Source organism: Paraburkholderia azotifigens, assembly GCF_007995085.1.
GTDB classification, from domain to species: domain Bacteria; phylum Pseudomonadota; class Gammaproteobacteria; order Burkholderiales; family Burkholderiaceae; genus Paraburkholderia; species Paraburkholderia azotifigens.
The window spans coordinates 341,331-358,278 of the sequence record NZ_VOQS01000005.1 but is presented as its reverse complement, the minus strand read 5'-3'; the positions used below and the strand labels follow the sequence as shown (position 1 = coordinate 358,278).

Genomic DNA, 16,948 nt, shown 5'->3' with positions numbered 1-16,948 from the left:
GATCAATATGGAATGGCCCCCGCGCGCTTGCGCCTATGTTTGTGCAGCGAGGCGCGCGGACTGGAATGCCATATTATCGGTTATCTTGCCAGGGTAATGGGCTGCGCCATCGAGGATGACAGCCAGGCTGCCTAGAGCAGAATCACATGATCGCTGATCTGAACGCAGTTCCGGCCACTGCGTTTCGCGCCATACAGCGCCTCGTCCGCATCGCGCGCGAGTTGCTCGATGGTCGCCTCGCTGGCTGCCATGCACGTCACGCCGATACTGCACGTGTACGCCGGCAGCGTCGCGTCTTCTTTCTGCGCGACGCGCTGCCGTATCCGTTCCGCATGCGTCTTCGCCTCGTCGGGAGGCACGCGCGGCAACAGCACCGCGAATTCTTCACCGCCCCAGCGCGCGACATATCGCGGCGCGGGCAGTATCTCTGCAACGCGGTTCGCGAAATCGATCAACACACGATCGCCCGTCGCGTGGCCGTACCTGTCGTTCACCTGCTTGAAATGATCGAGATCGATCAACAGGAGCGACAGCAAGCCGCCCGTCCGCATTGTCCTGTCGCGTTCCTGCCGATGCGCGTCGAGAAATGCGCGACGATTCAGCAGACCCGTCAGCGGATCCATGAACGACTGCTGTTCGAGCTGATTGCGCAGCCGGTCCATCGCGATGAACAGCAGGCCGACTGAAACCGTCAGCGACATCAGTGCGCCCGTCGTCAGATAGATCCGCTGGATGAGGTCGGGCGCGAAAAGCCCGATGCTCGCCCACGCCGGCACGAACATCGACATGCCGCGCAGCGCCGTCACGCATGTCTGCACCAGCAGCATCGAGCCAACGAATAGCGCGGGGTTGTTGCCCCTGCCGAAACGCAGCATCGTCATGCTGCTCAATCCGAACGTCAGCGTGAGGAGCGCGGACATGCACAGCGTGCGCCCCGCCACGGACGGATGCACCCATGTCATCCAGCTCATCGCGATCACGCCGATCGTGAGGAGCAGCGCGATGAAGCGACGCGCGGGACGCTGCCCGAAAAACATCTGACTGCCGATCAGCCACAGTCCCGTGCCGAGAACCACGCCGACGTTGGCGACGACGATGGAAAGCCAGTCGGCGATGCCGCCGCGCAACGCCAGCAGCATTGCCGAGATCGACACGACCAGCGCGCCCGAAGCCCAGTGCCCGACACCGCGAATATTCGCGGGAAAGCCACGAGTCAGCGAAAACATCACGAGCGCCATCAGCCCAGGCATGACTGACGACATCAGAATGACGGTGCGAAGATCGAAGGCTGGCATACGGTTCGAGGAGCGGGCTCGCGGCATGAAAGGGTGCCGTCTCATAGACGGCTTGACGATCACCCGCTTCATGTGCGCGTGCAGATCAGCCACGCAATATACCGCAGTGCGCGCGCCGCTCGCATGATGCGGCGCGAGAACCTTCCACGCAATGCTTCGCGTGTTTTCTAGCTAAGCGTCACCGTCATTCAAGCAGCTTCAGCACGCTTTGCGGCATCGAGTTCGCTTGTGCCAGCACCGAGATGCCCGCTTGCTGCAGCACTTGCGCCTTCGACAGATTCGCCGTTTCGTTCGCGAAGTCGGCGTCCGTGATCTGCGAACGCGCGGAACTCATGTTCGTCGCCTGTGTATTGGTCGTCGAGATGGCGGCCTGGAAGGTGTTCTGCGTTGCACCCAGCGTCGCCTGGAACGTATTGACGCTCGTCAGTACGCTGTCGATCGTGCTCATTGCGGCCTGCGCGCTCGACGCCGTCGACACGCTCAGACCGCTGATACCGAGCGAACTCGCGTCCCACTTCTGCGAGCCGAAGTTGGCCGTGATCTGCTGGTTGTCGAACGCGCCGATCTGGAAGTTGACCGAGCCGATGCCGTTCAGCACGGACTGGCCGTTGAAGGTAGTCTGTTGCGCGACACGCGTGATTTCCGTCAGACGCGTCGACACTTCCGACTGAAGGTTTGCGAGCGCCGCGGAATCGAGCGAACCGTCGCCTGCTTCGACTGCCAGCTGGCGAATACGCTGCAGGTTGTCGACGACCGATTGCAGCGCGCCGTTCGTGGTCTGCACCATCGAAATGCCGTTGTTCACGTTCGACGCACCTTGCGTCAGCGCGTTGATCGAAGCCGTTTGCGTTGTCGAAATCGCAAGACCTGCCGCGTCATCGGCGGCCGTGTTCACGCGCTTGCCCGACGACAGACGGCTGATCGCATGCGACAGCGCGCTTTGCGAGCCGGACAGGTTGTTCTGCGCCGTCAGCGACATGATGTTGGTATTGATATTCAGCATTCGCTTCCTCGTTCTTCAGTATCTGCTCATAAGGATCTTCTGCATCGCCGGCGCATAAAGCGTTTATTCGCGACGCTGCCTCTTTTCTAACGGTCCGATACGGGCAAAATGAAGAGTGCAAATCCTTTCATCGATACCATTTAGGCTTACTTCAACTTTCTTTCCCGATCTTTCATTGAAGCATTGAAAAAGCCCGCATGCGCGAATTGCGCATGCGGGCTTTCACAGACAGTTCAATCTATCAGAACTTGTGGCGAATGCCGACAATCGCGATCTCTTGCGTGCTCGTGCCGTTATAGCCATACGAGCCGATCGATGCCTGCGCAGCCTGCGTCGTGCCATCGGAGAGACGCTGCGTGCCGTTCGCGTGCTGATACGCCGCGACTGCGTAGAAGTCGGTACGCTTCGACAGGTTGTAGTCCGCGCCGATGCTGACCTGATGGTAATGCGCCGACGTGTCGCCCGACGCTGCCGTATAGGCGTAACCCACACCTGCGATCAACGCAGGCGTTGCCTGGTACGCGACGAATGCCTTGCCGCTGTTGTACTTCTCCGTCGACGAGAAGGTCGAGCTCGCATCCGCCTTCAGCTGCGTATTGCTGTAAGACGCGCCCATCGTGAACGAGCCGAGTACGTACTGTCCGCCGATCTGCGCAATGCTGACCGACTTCGCCGTGACATAGCCGTCGTTGATATGGCTGTCGAAGATCGAATCCGTCGTGCTGCTTGCCCAGCTCGAACGCGCGCCCGTTGCGGAATTGTTCGTCGCGCGCAGGTAGCCTGCCGCCAGCGACAACGCACCTGCCGTGTACGTCGCCGCGCCGCTATACGTGTAGCCCTGACCCGCCTGACCGGCTACGCCGCTGAATGCGTACAGGCCTTCGAACTGGAAGCCCGCGTAGGTCGGCGACACGTACTTGACTGCGTTCGAGATGCGCGCGCTGTTGTCGTTGTTGTCGACGTCGCCCGGCGTCGCGAAGGTCGAACCGAAGAAGTTGTCGGCTGTGATGCCCTGAACCGTGTCGGTGATGGGATCGTATTGACGACCCAGCGTGACGGTGCCCCACTTGTCGCCCTGGAAGCCCACATACGCCTGACGTCCGAACAGGCGCGTGCCCTGGCCCATCTTGCCCGTGCCGACGTCGAAGCCGCTTTCCAATGCGAAGATCGTCTTCAGACCGCCGCCGAGATCTTCGCTGCCTTTCAGGCCCCAGCGGTCGCCGCTGAGATTGCCATTGATCATGCCCGTCAGGTTGCTGTTCGAGTCGGCGTTGTGCACGTAACCGATGCCCGAGTCGATGAGCCCGTAGAGCGTGACGCTGTTCTGTGCGTGGGCCGCAACCGTCATCGAGCCCAGTACCAGTGCGACAGCCGCAATTGCAGTTCTTTTCATCTGTTCACCCTATCTACACGTTTAAAAATGTATTGCGACCGCGAGAATACAGATGTCGAAAAGACGATAAATTACTTGTTGGTTATATACCACTCTTTAGCTTTCCTATCTTTATAGAAGCAAAAAAGGCTATGTGAAAACACATAGCCGAAGTCCGGAATAATTATTCATCTGCGTGGAAAGCGTGAATATGAAGCGATTTCCAGACAGGCGCAAATCTAGGTGACGCGGTTTTTGAAGTCAACGCGAGAACGCCGATTGAACGTTTCTCAAACTTTCTTTCCCGCACTTTCTGGCGGATAGAACATAGCGAACATGTCGGTCTGATTGCGCGCGAAATGAAGCGTTAGTTTTCGCAAGTATTGGAGACGAGCCGATCTCGCCGCGAGCATGCGCGACTGGGTTTCACGCATTCCCTTCTGCAATGCGGTGAGATGTCCGACAAGAAACCGGTGACGCACCGCGACGTTCGCCAGAACCCCAAAACAGAAGCGTCCGGACAGCACGCACCATTGCTCCGCAAATGCCGTCAGCCGTTGTAGGACAACGTATAATGAAGATATATCTGAACTCCCGAGGAGCGTTTCATGGCCGCGTCTGCAGCACCAGGTTCGACCCCAAGGCGGGCACGCGGGAGCCTTGCTGACCAGGTCGTCGCTTACGTCAACGAACAGGTCGGCTCTCACGCGCTGAAGCCAGGCGATCAGTTGCCGACCGAAACCACCTTGATGTCGCTGCTCGGCGTCAGCCGTACCGTTGTGCGCGAAGCGATTTCGCGGCTGCAGGCGAATGGCGTGATCGAGACGCGCCACGGCATCGGCAGTTTCGTTCTGGAACCGCGTCGCGAGCCGCTCGGTCTCGACATGGTTCCTGCCACCACGTTGACGGATGTGCTCTCCGTGATGGAATTGCGTATCAGCCTCGAGACGGAATGCGCGGGACTCGCGGCGCAGCGCGCAAGCGAACGCGACATCGAGAAGATTCGCGTGGCGCTCGACGCCGTCGAAGCCACGAGCCGCTCAGGCGGCGACAGCACGGCCGCCGACTTGCGGTTCCACATTTCGATTGCGAGCGCGACGGGCAACCGCTATTTCGTCGACATTCTCACGCAACTGGGCACGGCATTGATTCCGCGGCATCGCGTGGATTCGCCGGGACTCGCGCAAAGCGATCTCAACGCGTATATGGCGCGCGTGAATCTCGAGCACGAGAACATTCTCGACGCGATCGCGCGCAAAGATCCCGACGGCGCGCGCGCCGCGATGCGCATGCATCTGTCGAGCAGCCGCGAACGGCTGCGGCGCGCCAGCACACAGGCAGAAGAAGCCGCCGCGATGCGCGCGCTCTGAGCCATTCAGTGAAGCAACAAAAAAGCGGCCCCGAAAGGCCGCTTTTTTATCGATCACGCGTTGACGATCTGTCCATCGCGACGTCGCCACAGACCAAGCGGATTACCGTCCGCCAGCGCGTCGGGCAGCAGTTCGGCCGGGAAATCCTGGTAGCACACAGGGCGCAGGAAACGGTCGATGGAAGTTGAGCCGACGGACGTGACGCGGCTATCCGCCGTTGCCGGGAACGGGCCGCCATGCACCATCGCGTGACAGACTTCGACGCCCGTCGGGAAGCCGTTGACGAGCAGGCGTCCCGCCTTGCGCTCCAGAATCGGCACGAGCTCCTTCGCAAGCTGAACGTCGTCGCGATCCATTGCGATGGTGGCCGTCAGTTGACCCGCGAAATGTTCGGCAACCGTGAGCAGTTCCTGCTCGTCCTTGCATCGCACGATGGTCGATGCCGGACCGAACACCTCGTCTTCCAGTTCAGGCTTCTTCAGGAACACGGCGGCATCCGTGACGAACAGCGCCGCGCAAGCCTGCGTCGGCCCCGTCGCGTCGAGACCATGCGCGACGGGCTCGACGCCTTCGAGCGAAGCAAGACGCGCCTCGCCTTCCCGATACGCTGCGTGAATGCCCGACGTTAGCATCGTCTGCGCGGGCTTCTGGTTGAGCGCCTGCGCGGCGGCTTGTGTGAAGGCCTGCAGTTCCGGACCGTCGATGCCGATCACCAGACCCGGGTTCGTGCAGAACTGACCCGCGCCGAGCGCGAGCGAATCGACGAAACCACGTGCGATGGTTTCAGCACGCGCGGCGAGCGCCACGGGCAGGACGAATACGGGATTGATGCTGCTCATTTCCGCGTAGACGGGAATCGGTTCGGGACGGTTCGCCGCGACTTTCATCAGCGACGTGCCGCCTGCACGCGAGCCCGTGAATCCGACAGCCTTGATGGCGGGATGCGCGACCAGCGCCTCGCCGACCGTGCCGCCCGTGCCGACGATCATCGAAAACACGCCTTCGGGCAGATTCATGTCGGCGGCCACGCGCTGAATCACACGCCCGACCATTTCCGACGTGCCGAGGTGCGCGCGATGCGCCTTGACGACGACGGGACAGCCTGCTGCGAACGCAGCCGCCGTATCGCCGCCCGCCACCGAAAACGCCAGCGGAAAGTTGCTTGCGCCGAACACGGCGACAGGACCGACCGCAATTTTCTGCATCCGCAGATCCGAGCGTGGCAGCGGCTTGCGCTCCGGCAAAGGCGAATCGAGCGTCGCCGTCAGCCATTGGCCGGCGCGAACTTCATTGGCGAACAGTTTCAACTGGCCCGTGGTCCGCGCGCGCTCGCCTTCGAGCCGCGCTTTCGGCAAGCCGGATTCGTCGTGGGCGCGTTCGATCAGCGCATCGCCGAGCGCCGTGATGCCGTCCGCGATCCTATCCAGAAACTCGGCGCGCGCCGCGAGCGGAAGATGACGATAAGCGTCGAATGCCTGCGCCGCCAGTTCGCAGGCGCGCGACACGTCGTCGATCGTGCCGCTGCCGAAGACGGGCGTTTCGATCTCCTTGCCCGTCGATGGATTGAATGCGCGCAGCGCCCTGTCCGTCCCGCGAACCGCCTGCCGCCCGATCAGCATGTCACCCGTCAATTGCACGATGTCTCTTCTCCCTATGGCTGGTTAACATCGGTCATCGTACAACATAAACGAACCACGATGCAACGCGCACTGCCGACGCCAAGCCTTATACGATAAGGATTTAGGGTTTACCATCCTTCCCCCTGGACATCCGACGACATATCTTGTGTTCAGACATCCTATGACGTACCATATTTCTCAAGACGTACTTTGCCGGGCGGGTCGAGCCCGCCCCTCAGGAGACAGAAATGGCTTTGTCGTCACCGTATCAACCGTTGCCCAATGGCTTTCGCGCCGCCGTAAAAAGCCGTGAACGGCTGATCGGCTGCTGGTCGTCGCTTGCCAGCCCGATCGCGACCGAACTGTTCGGCGGCGTCGGGTTCGACTGGATTTTGCTCGACGCCGAGCACGCGCCCAATGACGAACTGACGCTGATTCCGCAGCTGATGGCGCTGAAAGACAGCCGCTCGGCGCCCATCGTGCGGCCGCCGGCCAACGACAGCGTGATCATCAAGCGCATGCTCGACGCAGGGTTCTTCAACCTGCTGATCCCGTTCGTCGATAGCGCCGACGATGCGCGCCGCGCGGTAGCCGCCACCCGCTATCCGCCGCAGGGCATCCGCGGCGTGTCGGTGGGACATCGGGGCAATCGTTTCGGAGCGGTGTCCGACTACCTGCAGGTCGTCAACGACAACATCTGTGTCGTCGTGCAGATCGAAAGCCGCGCGGGCGTGAGTGCGATCGACGAGATTCTCGCCGTCGAAGGCGTCGACGGCGTGTTCATCGGCCCTTCGGATCTCGCGGCCGCATATGGACATCTGGGCAACGCCGGTCATGCGGACGTGCAGGCGGTCATCGCGCATGTCTTCGAGCGGGCACAGGCGGCGGGCAAGCCGTGCGGCATCCTTGCGCATGTGCAGCAGGACGCCGACCGTTACCTCAGCATGGGCGCGACGATGGTTTCCGTGTGCGCCGACATGGGACTGCTGCGCAGCGCAGCGCTCGCCGTGCGCCAGCACTTCATGCCAGCCTGAATCGACGGACTGGCGCTTACATCACATTATCGGGAGTAGCGAATGAAAGCAGGCTTCATTGGACTCGGCATCATGGGCAAGCCCATGGCCGCCAATCTTCGCAAGAACGGCATCGAACTCGCGGCCTTCACGCGCAGCGGCGTGCCGGACGATCTGACGCAGGCGGGCGTGACGGCTGCCACGAGCCCTGCCGATGTCGCGGCGAAAGCGGATGTGATTTTTATCATGGTGCCGGACACGCCCGACGTCGAACGCGTGCTGTTCGGCGAAGACGGCGTCGCGAGCAAGCTGCGCCAGGGGCAGATCGTCGTCGACATGAGCTCGATCTCGCCGATCGCCACGCGTGACTTCGCGGCCCGCGTGCGCGAGAAAGGCGCCGACTACCTCGACGCGCCCGTCTCGGGCGGCGAGGTCGGCGCGAAAGCCGCTTCGCTGACGATCATGGTGGGCGGCGCGCAAGCCACGTTCGACACGGTCAAGCCGCTGTTCGACATGATGGGCAAGAACGTCTCGCTGATCGGCGAAGTCGGCGCGGGCCAGATCTGCAAGGTCGCGAATCAGGTGATCGTCGCGGCAACGATTGAAGCGGTCGGCGAAGCGCTGCTGCTCGCATCGAAAGCGGGCGTCGACGCAGAGAAGGTGCGCAAGGCGCTGATGGGCGGCTTCGCTTCGTCGCGCATTCTCGAAGTGCATGGCGAGCGCATGACGAAGCGCACGTTCGATCCCGGCTTCCGCATCGAACTGCATCAGAAGGACTTGAATCTCGCGCTCGCGACGGCGCAATCGCTCGGTGTTTCGCTGCCGAACACGGCCACGTGCCAGGCGCTCTTCAACGCGTGCGCCGCACATGGCGGCAAGGCGTGGGATCACTCGGGCATGGTTCGCGCGCTCGAATATCTCGCCGATCACGAAATCGGACAGCAACAGAAATGATGCCGACGCGTCAATCGGGCGTACACGCATCATGAGCAAGCCGGGCACTGCATCGTTCTTCGCGATTGTTTCGAACGCGGTGGATGGCGACGTCGCCGTGTTCCGCATCGACGGCGCGACGGGCGGCATCGAACGTCTTGCGCGCTACCCGGCGGGCGACACCGTGATGCCGATGGCGCTTTCGCCGGATGGCGGCATGCTGCATGCCGCCACGCGCGGCACGCCGCGCAGCATCGTCACGTATGCGGTCGATTCGCACACGGGCGGCCTCACGCATGCACATACCGCGACGATCGAATCGAGTCTCGCCTATGTGTCGTTGACGCCTTCCGATGACTGGCTGCTCGGCGCATCGTACGGCGAGTCTACCGTGAGCCTCTTTCGCGCCAGCTCGCTGGTGAGCGGGCCAGTCGCGCCGCGCCAGGTGATCGACGGCTTCGTGCATGCGCATGCCGTCATTGCGTCGTCGGATGGACGCTTCGCGTATGCGACGTCGCTCGGTTCGGATACGGTGTTCTGCTTCGCCATCGTTCGCGAAGCAAACGATGCACGACTCGAACTCGTGCAGAAGCTGCCGGTGGAACCCGGCTTCGGTCCGCGTCACCTGCGCTTGTCGCCCGACGAAAAAACGCTATACGTATCGAGCGAATTTCGCGCGACGGTCGCCGTGTTTTCGCGCGACGGCGAAACAGGCACGCTGTCGGCGCGCAGCGTCTCGCCGCGTGCTCCGGCGCTCGCGCATCTCAACGACGGCTGCCTGCGCACGCCACACCTCGATCCTGTAACAGCCGCGTCGCTGGTGTGGGGCGCCGATCTTCAGGTGACACCCGACGGCCGCTTCGTCTACGTCGCGGAGCGCACGTCGAGCCGGCTGATCGCCTACCGCGTGAGCGCCGAAGGCTCACTCGGCTACGCAGGCTACACCGACACCGAGGCGCAACCGCGCGGCTTCAGCATCGATCCGTCGGGCCGCTTTCTCGTTGCGTGCGGCGAAAAGTCCGCGCATGTCGCCGTGTATGCGATCGACGCCGCGTCGGGCGAGTTGTCCGCCGTGTCGCGCTGCGCTGGCGGGCTCGGCGCGAACTGGGTCGAGATCGTCGTGCAGACCTGATCACACGCCTCAAGCCTCTTTCATCGATATTCACAGGCCTGTATGCAGGCCGAATTTTCTGAGCACCAACCCAGGACCGATTCTCATGTCTACGATTGCATCTTCGACCCAAGGCGCACCGACCGTCACCGAATTGCGCGTCGTTCCCGTCGCCGGCCGCGACAGCATGCTGATGAACCTCAGCGGCGCGCATGGTCCGTTCTTCACGCGCAACATCGTGATTCTGCGTGACAGTTCCGGCCACACCGGCGTCGGCGAAGTGCCGGGCGGCGAAAACATCCGCAAGACCATCGACGATGCGCGTCCGTTTGTCGTCGGCCAGTCGATCGGCAATCTGCAGGCCGTGCTCAACCAGGTGCGCAAGCAGTTCGCCGACCGCGACGCGGGCGGCCGCGGCTTGCAGACCTTCGATCTGCGCACGACGATCCACGCTGTGACGGCGCTCGAAGCCGCGTTGCTCGACCTGCTCGGCCAGCATCTCGGCGTGCCCGTCGCGGCGTTGCTCGGCGAAGGCCAGCAACGCGACGAAGTCGACATGCTCGGCTATCTGTTCTACATCGGCGACCGCAAGAAGACCGACCTGCCGTACGCCAGCGGCGCTGAAGGACGCGACGACTGGGAGCGCGTGCGCACGGAAGAAGCGATGACGCCCGAAGCCGTCGTGCGACTCGCCGAAGCTGCGCAAGCGCGTTACGGCTTCAACGACTTCAAGCTGAAGGGCGGCGTGCTCGCGGGCGACGCCGAAATCGAAGCGGTGACGGCGCTCGCCGAACGCTTCCCCGAAGCGCGCGTGACGCTGGATCCGAACGGTGCGTGGTCGCTTGCCGAAGCGATCCGTCTGTGCCGCGACCAGCACGACGTGCTCGCGTACGCGGAAGATCCGTGCGGCGCGGAAAACGGCTACTCGGGCCGCGAAGTGATGGCTGAATTCCGCCGCGCGACGGGCCTGCCGACGGCCACCAACATGATCGCCACCGACTGGCGGCAAATGGGTCACGCGATCCAGTTGCAATCCGTCGACATTCCGCTCGCCGATCCGCACTTCTGGACGATGCAGGGCTCGGTGCGCGTCGCGCAGATGTGCAACGACTGGGGTCTCACGTGGGGCTCGCATTCGAACAACCACTTCGACGTGTCGCTCGCGATGTTCACGCACGTCGCGGCCGCCGCGCCCGGCAAGATCACCGCAATCGATACGCACTGGATCTGGCAGGACGGCCAGTATCTGACGCGCGATCCGCTGCAGATCGTCGGCGGCAAGGTGAAGGTGCCCGCGAAGCCCGGCCTCGGCGTCGAACTCGACATGGACGCGCTCGAGAAAGCACACGCGCTGTATCAGGAGCACGGCCTTGGCGCGCGTGACGACGGCGTCGCGATGCAGTATCTGATCCCGAACTGGAAGTTCGACAACAAGCGCCCTTGCCTCGTGCGCTAAACCATCGAGCGCTCTCTCCAACACCGTGACAACGCGGCCCGCGTGGCCGCTCCATATTGACTGACACACCACTGCGAACCGAAACATGACCACGCCACAAGAACTTAAAGCGATCGTATCCGAAGGCCTTCTGTCGTTCCCCGTCACCGACTTCGACAGCAACGGCGACTTCCGCGCCGACACGTATGCGGCGCGTCTCGAATGGCTTGCGCCGTATGGCGCGACAGCGCTGTTCGCGGCGGGCGGCACAGGCGAATTCTTCTCGCTGACCAAGTCGGAGTACACGAACGTAATCCGCACGGCCACGGAAACCTGCAAGGGCAAGGTGCCGATTCTCGCTGGCGCAGGCGGCCCCACGCGCGTCGCCATCGAATATGCGCAGGAAGCCGAGCGCAACGGCGCGCATGGCGTTCTGCTGATGCCGCACTATCTGACGGAAGCATCGCAGGAAGGCATCGCCGCGCACGTCGAGCAGGTGTGCAAGGCGGTGAAGAACATGGGCGTGATCGTCTATAATCGCGCGAATTCGAAGCTCAACGCTGATTCGCTCGAGCGTCTCGCGGACAAGTGCCCGAATCTGATCGGCTTCAAGGATGGCGTGGGCGATATCGAGAGCATGGTGACGATTCGCCGTCGCCTGGGCGATCGTTTCTCGTATCTCGGCGGTCTGCCGACGGCTGAAGTGTATGCCGCAGCGTATAAGGCACTGGGCGTGCCCGTTTATTCTTCCGCTGTGTTTAACTTCATTCCTAAGACTGCGATGGAGTTTTATCGCGCTATCGCTGCCGATGATCATGCTACGACGGGTCGTTTGATCGATGAGTTCTTTTTGCCGTATCTGGCGATTCGCAACCGTCGGGCTGGGTATGCTGTGAGTATTGTCAAGGCCGGCGCCAGGCTTGTTGGGCATGATGCCGGGCCTGTGCGGGCGCCGTTGACTGATCTGAATGAGGATGAGTTGGCGCAGCTCGATGTGCTGATCAAGAAGCTTGGCGCGCAGTAAGGGTTCTTCATGCGCGCTTGCGCGGCGTGGTTTTTTGCGCTGGCATCCGCGTTTTGCTTTCTGTGCTTCTGGCGTCGCCCCTGTGCGGGGCGGCACCTACTTTTCTTTGCAGCGGCGCAGCGGCAAAGAAAAGTAGGCAAAAGAAAGCCGCTCACACCGCCAGCCCGTGTTATCGCCCACGGGCTCTTAACGCCTCCGTCGTTCCCATCGCAACGTTCTAGTTGTTCTTCGTTGCCAGCGCTTTTCTTAAGCGCCCCACCCATTTCGATCACTTCTTCAATCGCACGTGCGTGTGCAGGTTGTCGCGCCACCCCTGGCAGCGTACGGGCATTCCATCAAGCCAATCTGTTATCGTCGGCAGGTTCCCGAGTTATCTTTCACAATCTCAAGGATCCACCTGATGGACGAAGATGAGATTCTCGCCGACGCCGACCGACGCGCTCACAACTATCTGACATCTATAGGCAAGCGACGCGTCTTCCCTGACGCTGCCGCACTGAACGGACTCAGCGCATTCGACGAGCCGCTTCCGGAACACAGCACGTCTCCTCTCGACATGCTCCGCCTGCTCGACGAATCCGGCTCGCCTGCGACGGCTGCATCGAACGACCCGCGCTACTTCGGCTTTGTTGTCGGCGCCACCTTGCCCGCGGCGTCGGCCGCCGAGCGCCTGATGCTTGCCTGGGATCAGTGCGCGTCGTCCTTCGATAACTCGCCTGTCGCCGCTACCCTCGAACGGATTGCCGCGCGCTGGGTACTCGACGCACTCCACTTGCCACGCGAAAGCGCCGTCGGCTTCGGTACCAGTGCAACAGCTTGCACACTCGTCGCCATCGCCGCTGCGCGGCGTGCGCTTCTGTTGCGCAAAGGATGGGATTTCGATGCCGATGGCCTGGTCGGCGCGCCCGAAGTCAAGATCGTGATTTCCGAACTGGCGCACATCACCGTCAAGAAAGCGCTTCGCGTCCTGGGCTTCGGGATGAAACGCGTGATCGTTGCGCCCGTCGACGCCGATGGACGTATCGATCCGCAAAGGCTGCCGCCGCTCGACGATATGACTATCCTCTGCCTCCAGGCCGGCGAGGTGAACACCGGCGAGTTCGACCCCTTCGCCGCATTGATTCCACGTGCGAAGGCGGCCGGCGCCTGGGTTCACGTCGACGGTGCATTTGGGCTATGGGCACGCGCTTCGGCGAAGGCGTCGCTGACAGAAGGCATCGACGGCGCGCACAGCTGGACGACCGATGGCCACAAATGGCTCAACACGCCGTACGACGGCGCGATGGTGATCTGCCGCGATGCAGCCGCGCTCGCACAAGCAATGAATAGCGACGCCGTCTACCTGACGGGCGCGCACGATGCACAGAAAACCTCAATCTCGAGTTCTCGCGCAGAGCGCGCGGCATACCGATCTGGGCTGCGTTGCGCGCGCTGGGCCGCTCGGGCGTCGCGGCCATGGTCGAACGCCATTGCGCGCAGGCCTCCCGTATCGCAGACGGCCTGCGTGCCGGCGGATTTCACGTGCTGAACCGCGTCGTGCTCAATCAGGTGCTGGTGCGCGCAGACACAGACGAACAGACAGTCGCGATTCGCGAAGCCGCGCAGGCGTCCGGCGAAATGTGGTTCGGCGCTACCGTGTGGAAGTCGCAGCCCGCTTTCCGCATCAGTGTTTCGTCGTGGCGCACGCGTGACGAAGACGTCGATCGTCTCGTCGAACTGCTCTGCGCATTGCGCAAACGCTGACTGCACGCGCGAGCGCGTCATGTCGTTCGAAAATGACTGCGCTCGCGGCTCCCGCAGCACGCATTGCCGCAAATCCACGCAGGTCGCGATCCATTCCCGCGATCTCGTCGAATAGAAAGCAGAAATACTTGGTTTGAACGCATCCCCGCGTTCACTAGACTCGGCTTCATCTTGTCATAACAAGTCGAGCCATGTCGAAACCGGCCAGCCCCCTCGCGCCCGTCGCATCCGTGCCGCTGTACGCGCAGATCAAAGACGCGCTGCGCGCCCACATACTCGACGGCACCTACGCGCCGCATTCGCAAATGCCGTCGGAACACGAGCTATGCGCGATGTTCGGCGTGAGCCGCATCACCGTGCGCCAGGCGCTCGGCGATCTGCAGAAAGAAGGCCTGTTGTTCAAGCTGCATGGCAAAGGCACGTTCGTGTCGAAGCCGAAGGCGTTTCAGAACGTGAGTTCGCTGCAAGGCTTCGCGGAAGCCATGTCGTCGATGGGCTATGAAATCGTCAACCAGTTGCGCAGCTTTCGCATCGTCGAGGCCGATCGCAACGTGGCCGCGCGTCTCGGAGTCGAAGAAGGTGCGCCCGTCACGGAGATTCATCGCGTGCGGCTGCTCAATCGCGAGCCCGTATCGCTCGAACTGACGTGGCTGCCCGAAGCCATCGGCACGCGTCTCGCGAATGCCGATCTCGTCACGCGCGACATCTTCCTGATCCTCGAAAACGACTGCGGCGTGCCGCTCGGCCACGCGGACGTCGCCATCGACGCGATTCTCGCCGACGACGAGATCGTCGACGCGCTGCGCGTGGAAGAAGGCAGTCCCGTGCTGCGCATCGATCGTCTCACGCACGATGCAAGCGGCGCGCCCATCGATTACGAGCATCTGTACTTTCGCGGCGATGCGTTCCAGTACCGCTTGCGGATCGACCGCGAAAAAGCAGGCAAAAGCATTAAGCACACGGCAACCAGGAAGACGCGATGAATACGCATGTACTCGAATACGACATCGTCGTGGTCGGCGGCGGAACGGCGGGGCCGATGGCGGCCGTCAAGGCAAAGGAAAGCAATCCCGACCTCAAGATCCTGCTGCTCGAAAAGGCCAACGTCAAACGCAGCGGCGCAATCTCGATGGGCATGGATGGCCTGAACAATGCCGTCATTCCCGGCCACGCGACACCCGAGCAATACACGCGCGAAATCACGATCGCCAACGACGGCATCGTCGATCAGGCCGCCGTCTATGCGTACGCGAAGCACAGTTTCAAAACGATCGAAGAACTCGACCGCTGGGGCGTGAAGTTCGAAAAGGACGGCACAGGCGACTATGCCGTGAAGAAAGTCCATCACATGGGCTCGTATGTGCTGCCGATGCCCGAAGGACACGACATCAAGAAAGTGCTGTACCGGCAGCTGAAACGCGCGCGCATCGCGATCACCAATCGCATCGTCGCGACGCGCCTGCTCACCGACGCGCACGGCAAAGTCAACGGGGTCATGGGCTTCGATTGCCGCACTGCGGACTTCTACATCGTCCGCGCAAAAGCGGTGATTCTGTCGTGCGGCGCGGCGGGACGCCTGGGCTTGCCCGCATCCGGCTACCTGATGGGCACCTACGAAAACCCGACCAACGCGGGCGACGGCTACGCAATGGCCTATCACGCAGGCGCGGCGCTCGCGAACCTCGAATGCTTCCAGATCAACCCGTTGATCAAGGACTACAACGGGCCCGCCTGTGCCTATGTGACAGGCCCGCTCGGCGGCTTCACGGCGAACGGCAAAGGCGAACGCTTCATTGAATGCGATTACTGGAGCGGCCAGATGATGTGGGAGTTCTACCAGGAACTCCAGAGCGGCAATGGCCCCGTATTCCTGAAACTCGATCACCTCGCCGAAGAAACCATTCAGACCATCGAGCAGATTCTGCATACGAACGAACGTCCTAGCCGTGGACGCTTTCATGCGGGACGCGGCACCGATTACCGGCATCAGATGGTCGAGATGCATATCTCCGAGATCGGCTTTTGCAGCGGCCATAGCGCGTCGGGCGTGTACGTCAACGAGCGCGCCGAAACGACAGTCGGCGGTCTGTACGCAGCGGGCGACATGGCCGCCGTGCCGCATAACTACATGCTCGGCGCGTTCACATATGGCTGGTTCGCCGGACAGAACGCGGCCGCGTTCGTCGCGGGTCGCGAGTTCGCGCCGCTCGATCAGCAGCAGATCGACGCCGAACGCTCACGCATCTATGCGCCCCTCGGACGCGACCACGGCCTCGCTCCCGCACAGGTCGAGTACAAGCTTCGCCGCATGGTCAACGATTATCTGCAGCCGCCCAAGGTGACGCGCAAGATGGAAATCGGCCTGCAACGTTTCGAGGAAATCGCCGACGACATCGCCTCGATCCAGGCCACGAATCCGCATGAACTGATGCGCGCCGCCGAAGTGCGCGCGATCCGCGATTGCGCCGAAATGGCTGCACGTGCGTCGCTGTTTCGCACGGAGAGCCGCTGGGGCCTGTATCACCATCGCGTCGATTATCCGCAGCGCGACGACGCCGACTGGTTCTGCCACACGCATCTGCGCAAGGACGCGGCGGGCCGCATGACCAGCGAGAAGCGCGCCGTCGAGCGGTACATCGTGCCGCTCGATGAACGCGAGCGCGGCTCGTACAGCAATCTGCGCATTCACGGCGCCCGGCACGATTCGCAGACGAACACCCACGTGCTCGCCGACGTTCCGGCATGACAGGAGTAACCGCGATGTCCTATACCCCACACGAAATCCTGCATCGAAGCGCCGCGCCCGTCACGATCGACGAAAGCAAATGCATCGCCGACAAGGGCTGCACGGTCTGCGTCGACGTGTGCCCGCTCGATCTGCTCGCCATCGACGTCAGCAAAGGCAAGGCCTACATGCAGTTCGACGAATGCTGGTACTGCATGCCATGCGAACAGGATTGCCCGACGGGCGCCGTGAAAGTCGATATTCCCTATCTGCTGCGCTAACGCCATCCGGACACCGCACGTTCA

Annotated in this window: 14 protein-coding genes and 1 pseudogene; 10 read left to right on the top strand and 5 right to left on the bottom strand. The window is 62.2% G+C overall.

Translation table 11 applies throughout. The features are described from left to right. Window positions 1-131 precede the first annotated feature (131 nt). The 4 genes from FRZ40_RS33350 to FRZ40_RS33335 form a co-directional block, all read right to left on the bottom strand. On the bottom strand, window positions 132-1,226 hold the full coding sequence (locus tag FRZ40_RS33350; RefSeq protein ID WP_240057418.1) for a GGDEF domain-containing protein: 1,095 nt from the start codon (window positions 1,224-1,226) through the stop codon (window positions 132-134). Window positions 1,227-1,479: 253 nt separating this feature from the next. Continuing rightward, a complete protein-coding gene (locus tag FRZ40_RS33345; RefSeq protein WP_028370780.1) occupies window positions 1,480-2,298 on the bottom strand; it encodes a flagellin domain-containing protein in 819 nt (272 codons plus the stop codon). Window positions 2,299-2,539: 241 nt separating this feature from the next. After that, window positions 2,540-3,691 carry a porin gene (locus FRZ40_RS33340; RefSeq protein ID WP_147237057.1) on the bottom strand — a complete coding sequence of 384 codons (1,152 nt, stop codon included), beginning with the start codon at window positions 3,689-3,691 and terminating at the stop codon, window positions 2,540-2,542. Between the two features lie 269 nt (window positions 3,692-3,960). Then, a complete protein-coding gene (locus FRZ40_RS33335) occupies window positions 3,961-4,197 on the bottom strand; it encodes a hypothetical protein (RefSeq protein ID WP_147237056.1) in 237 nt (78 codons plus the stop codon). A gap of 81 nt (window positions 4,198-4,278) precedes the next feature. On the opposite strand from FRZ40_RS33335, the gene FRZ40_RS33330 reads away from it, so the two are divergent. Further along, window positions 4,279-5,040, top strand: coding sequence for a FadR/GntR family transcriptional regulator (locus FRZ40_RS33330; protein ID WP_028370778.1), 762 nt, complete (start codon window positions 4,279-4,281; stop codon window positions 5,038-5,040). Between the two features lie 53 nt (window positions 5,041-5,093). Here FRZ40_RS33330 and FRZ40_RS33325 read toward each other — a convergent pair whose 3' ends face one another. After that, a complete protein-coding gene (locus FRZ40_RS33325; protein ID WP_147237055.1) occupies window positions 5,094-6,677 on the bottom strand; it encodes an aldehyde dehydrogenase (NADP(+)) in 1,584 nt (527 codons plus the stop codon). A gap of 230 nt (window positions 6,678-6,907) precedes the next feature. On the opposite strand from FRZ40_RS33325, the gene garL reads away from it, so the two are divergent. The 9 genes and pseudogenes from garL (at window position 6,908) to FRZ40_RS33280 (ending at window position 16,924) form a co-directional block, all read left to right on the top strand. Then, complete coding sequence (gene garL / locus FRZ40_RS33320) at window positions 6,908-7,693, top strand: 2-dehydro-3-deoxyglucarate aldolase (protein ID WP_147237054.1); 786 nt, start codon at window positions 6,908-6,910, stop codon at window positions 7,691-7,693. A 42-nt stretch (window positions 7,694-7,735) separates the two neighbouring features. After that, on the top strand, window positions 7,736-8,626 hold the full coding sequence (locus FRZ40_RS33315) for a 2-hydroxy-3-oxopropionate reductase (RefSeq protein ID WP_028368876.1): 891 nt from the start codon (window positions 7,736-7,738) through the stop codon (window positions 8,624-8,626). 31 nt (window positions 8,627-8,657) lie between these two features. Further along, window positions 8,658-9,737, top strand: coding sequence for a lactonase family protein (locus tag FRZ40_RS33310; RefSeq protein WP_147237053.1), 1,080 nt, complete (start codon window positions 8,658-8,660; stop codon window positions 9,735-9,737). Window positions 9,738-9,822: 85 nt separating this feature from the next. Continuing rightward, on the top strand, window positions 9,823-11,172 hold the full coding sequence (gene gudD, locus FRZ40_RS33305; RefSeq protein ID WP_028368874.1) for a glucarate dehydratase: 1,350 nt from the start codon (window positions 9,823-9,825) through the stop codon (window positions 11,170-11,172). An 85-nt stretch (window positions 11,173-11,257) separates the two neighbouring features. After that, on the top strand, window positions 11,258-12,175 hold the full coding sequence (kdgD, locus tag FRZ40_RS33300) for a 5-dehydro-4-deoxyglucarate dehydratase (RefSeq protein WP_028368873.1): 918 nt from the start codon (window positions 11,258-11,260) through the stop codon (window positions 12,173-12,175). Window positions 12,176-12,575: 400 nt separating this feature from the next. After that, a pseudogene (locus FRZ40_RS33295) lies at window positions 12,576-13,918 on the top strand (pyridoxal phosphate-dependent decarboxylase family protein). Window positions 13,919-14,109: 191 nt separating this feature from the next. Next, window positions 14,110-14,901, top strand: a complete 792-nt coding sequence (locus FRZ40_RS33290; RefSeq protein ID WP_147237052.1) for a GntR family transcriptional regulator — start codon at window positions 14,110-14,112, stop codon at window positions 14,899-14,901. Further along, window positions 14,898-16,664 carry a fumarate reductase/succinate dehydrogenase flavoprotein subunit gene (locus FRZ40_RS33285; protein WP_147237051.1) on the top strand — a complete coding sequence of 589 codons (1,767 nt, stop codon included), beginning with the start codon at window positions 14,898-14,900 and terminating at the stop codon, window positions 16,662-16,664. Before FRZ40_RS33290 ends, FRZ40_RS33285 begins: the two co-directional genes overlap by 4 nt. A 14-nt stretch (window positions 16,665-16,678) precedes the next feature. Further along, entirely contained in the window at window positions 16,679-16,924 is a 246-nt protein-coding gene (locus FRZ40_RS33280) for a 4Fe-4S dicluster domain-containing protein (RefSeq protein ID WP_028368870.1), read from the top strand. Window positions 16,925-16,948 lie beyond the last annotated feature (24 nt).

Coding starts and splice junctions, on each gene's coding strand:
- FRZ40_RS33310 (WP_147237053.1), top strand. CDS start 8,658: ATGAGCAAGCCGGGCACTGCATCGTTCTTCGCGATTGTTTCGAACGCG.
- FRZ40_RS33340 (WP_147237057.1), bottom strand. CDS start 3,691: ATGAAAAGAACTGCAATTGCGGCTGTCGCACTGGTACTGGGCTCGATG.
- FRZ40_RS33345 (WP_028370780.1), bottom strand. CDS start 2,298: ATGCTGAATATCAATACCAACATCATGTCGCTGACGGCGCAGAACAAC.
- kdgD (WP_028368873.1), top strand. CDS start 11,258: ATGACCACGCCACAAGAACTTAAAGCGATCGTATCCGAAGGCCTTCTG.
- gudD (WP_028368874.1), top strand. CDS start 9,823: ATGTCTACGATTGCATCTTCGACCCAAGGCGCACCGACCGTCACCGAA.
- FRZ40_RS33285 (WP_147237051.1), top strand. CDS start 14,898: ATGAATACGCATGTACTCGAATACGACATCGTCGTGGTCGGCGGCGGA.
- garL (WP_147237054.1), top strand. CDS start 6,908: ATGGCTTTGTCGTCACCGTATCAACCGTTGCCCAATGGCTTTCGCGCC.
- FRZ40_RS33330 (WP_028370778.1), top strand. CDS start 4,279: ATGGCCGCGTCTGCAGCACCAGGTTCGACCCCAAGGCGGGCACGCGGG.
- FRZ40_RS33280 (WP_028368870.1), top strand. CDS start 16,679: ATGTCCTATACCCCACACGAAATCCTGCATCGAAGCGCCGCGCCCGTC.
- FRZ40_RS33290 (WP_147237052.1), top strand. CDS start 14,110: ATGTCGAAACCGGCCAGCCCCCTCGCGCCCGTCGCATCCGTGCCGCTG.
- FRZ40_RS33350 (WP_240057418.1), bottom strand. CDS start 1,226: ATGTTTTCGCTGACTCGTGGCTTTCCCGCGAATATTCGCGGTGTCGGG.
- FRZ40_RS33315 (WP_028368876.1), top strand. CDS start 7,736: ATGAAAGCAGGCTTCATTGGACTCGGCATCATGGGCAAGCCCATGGCC.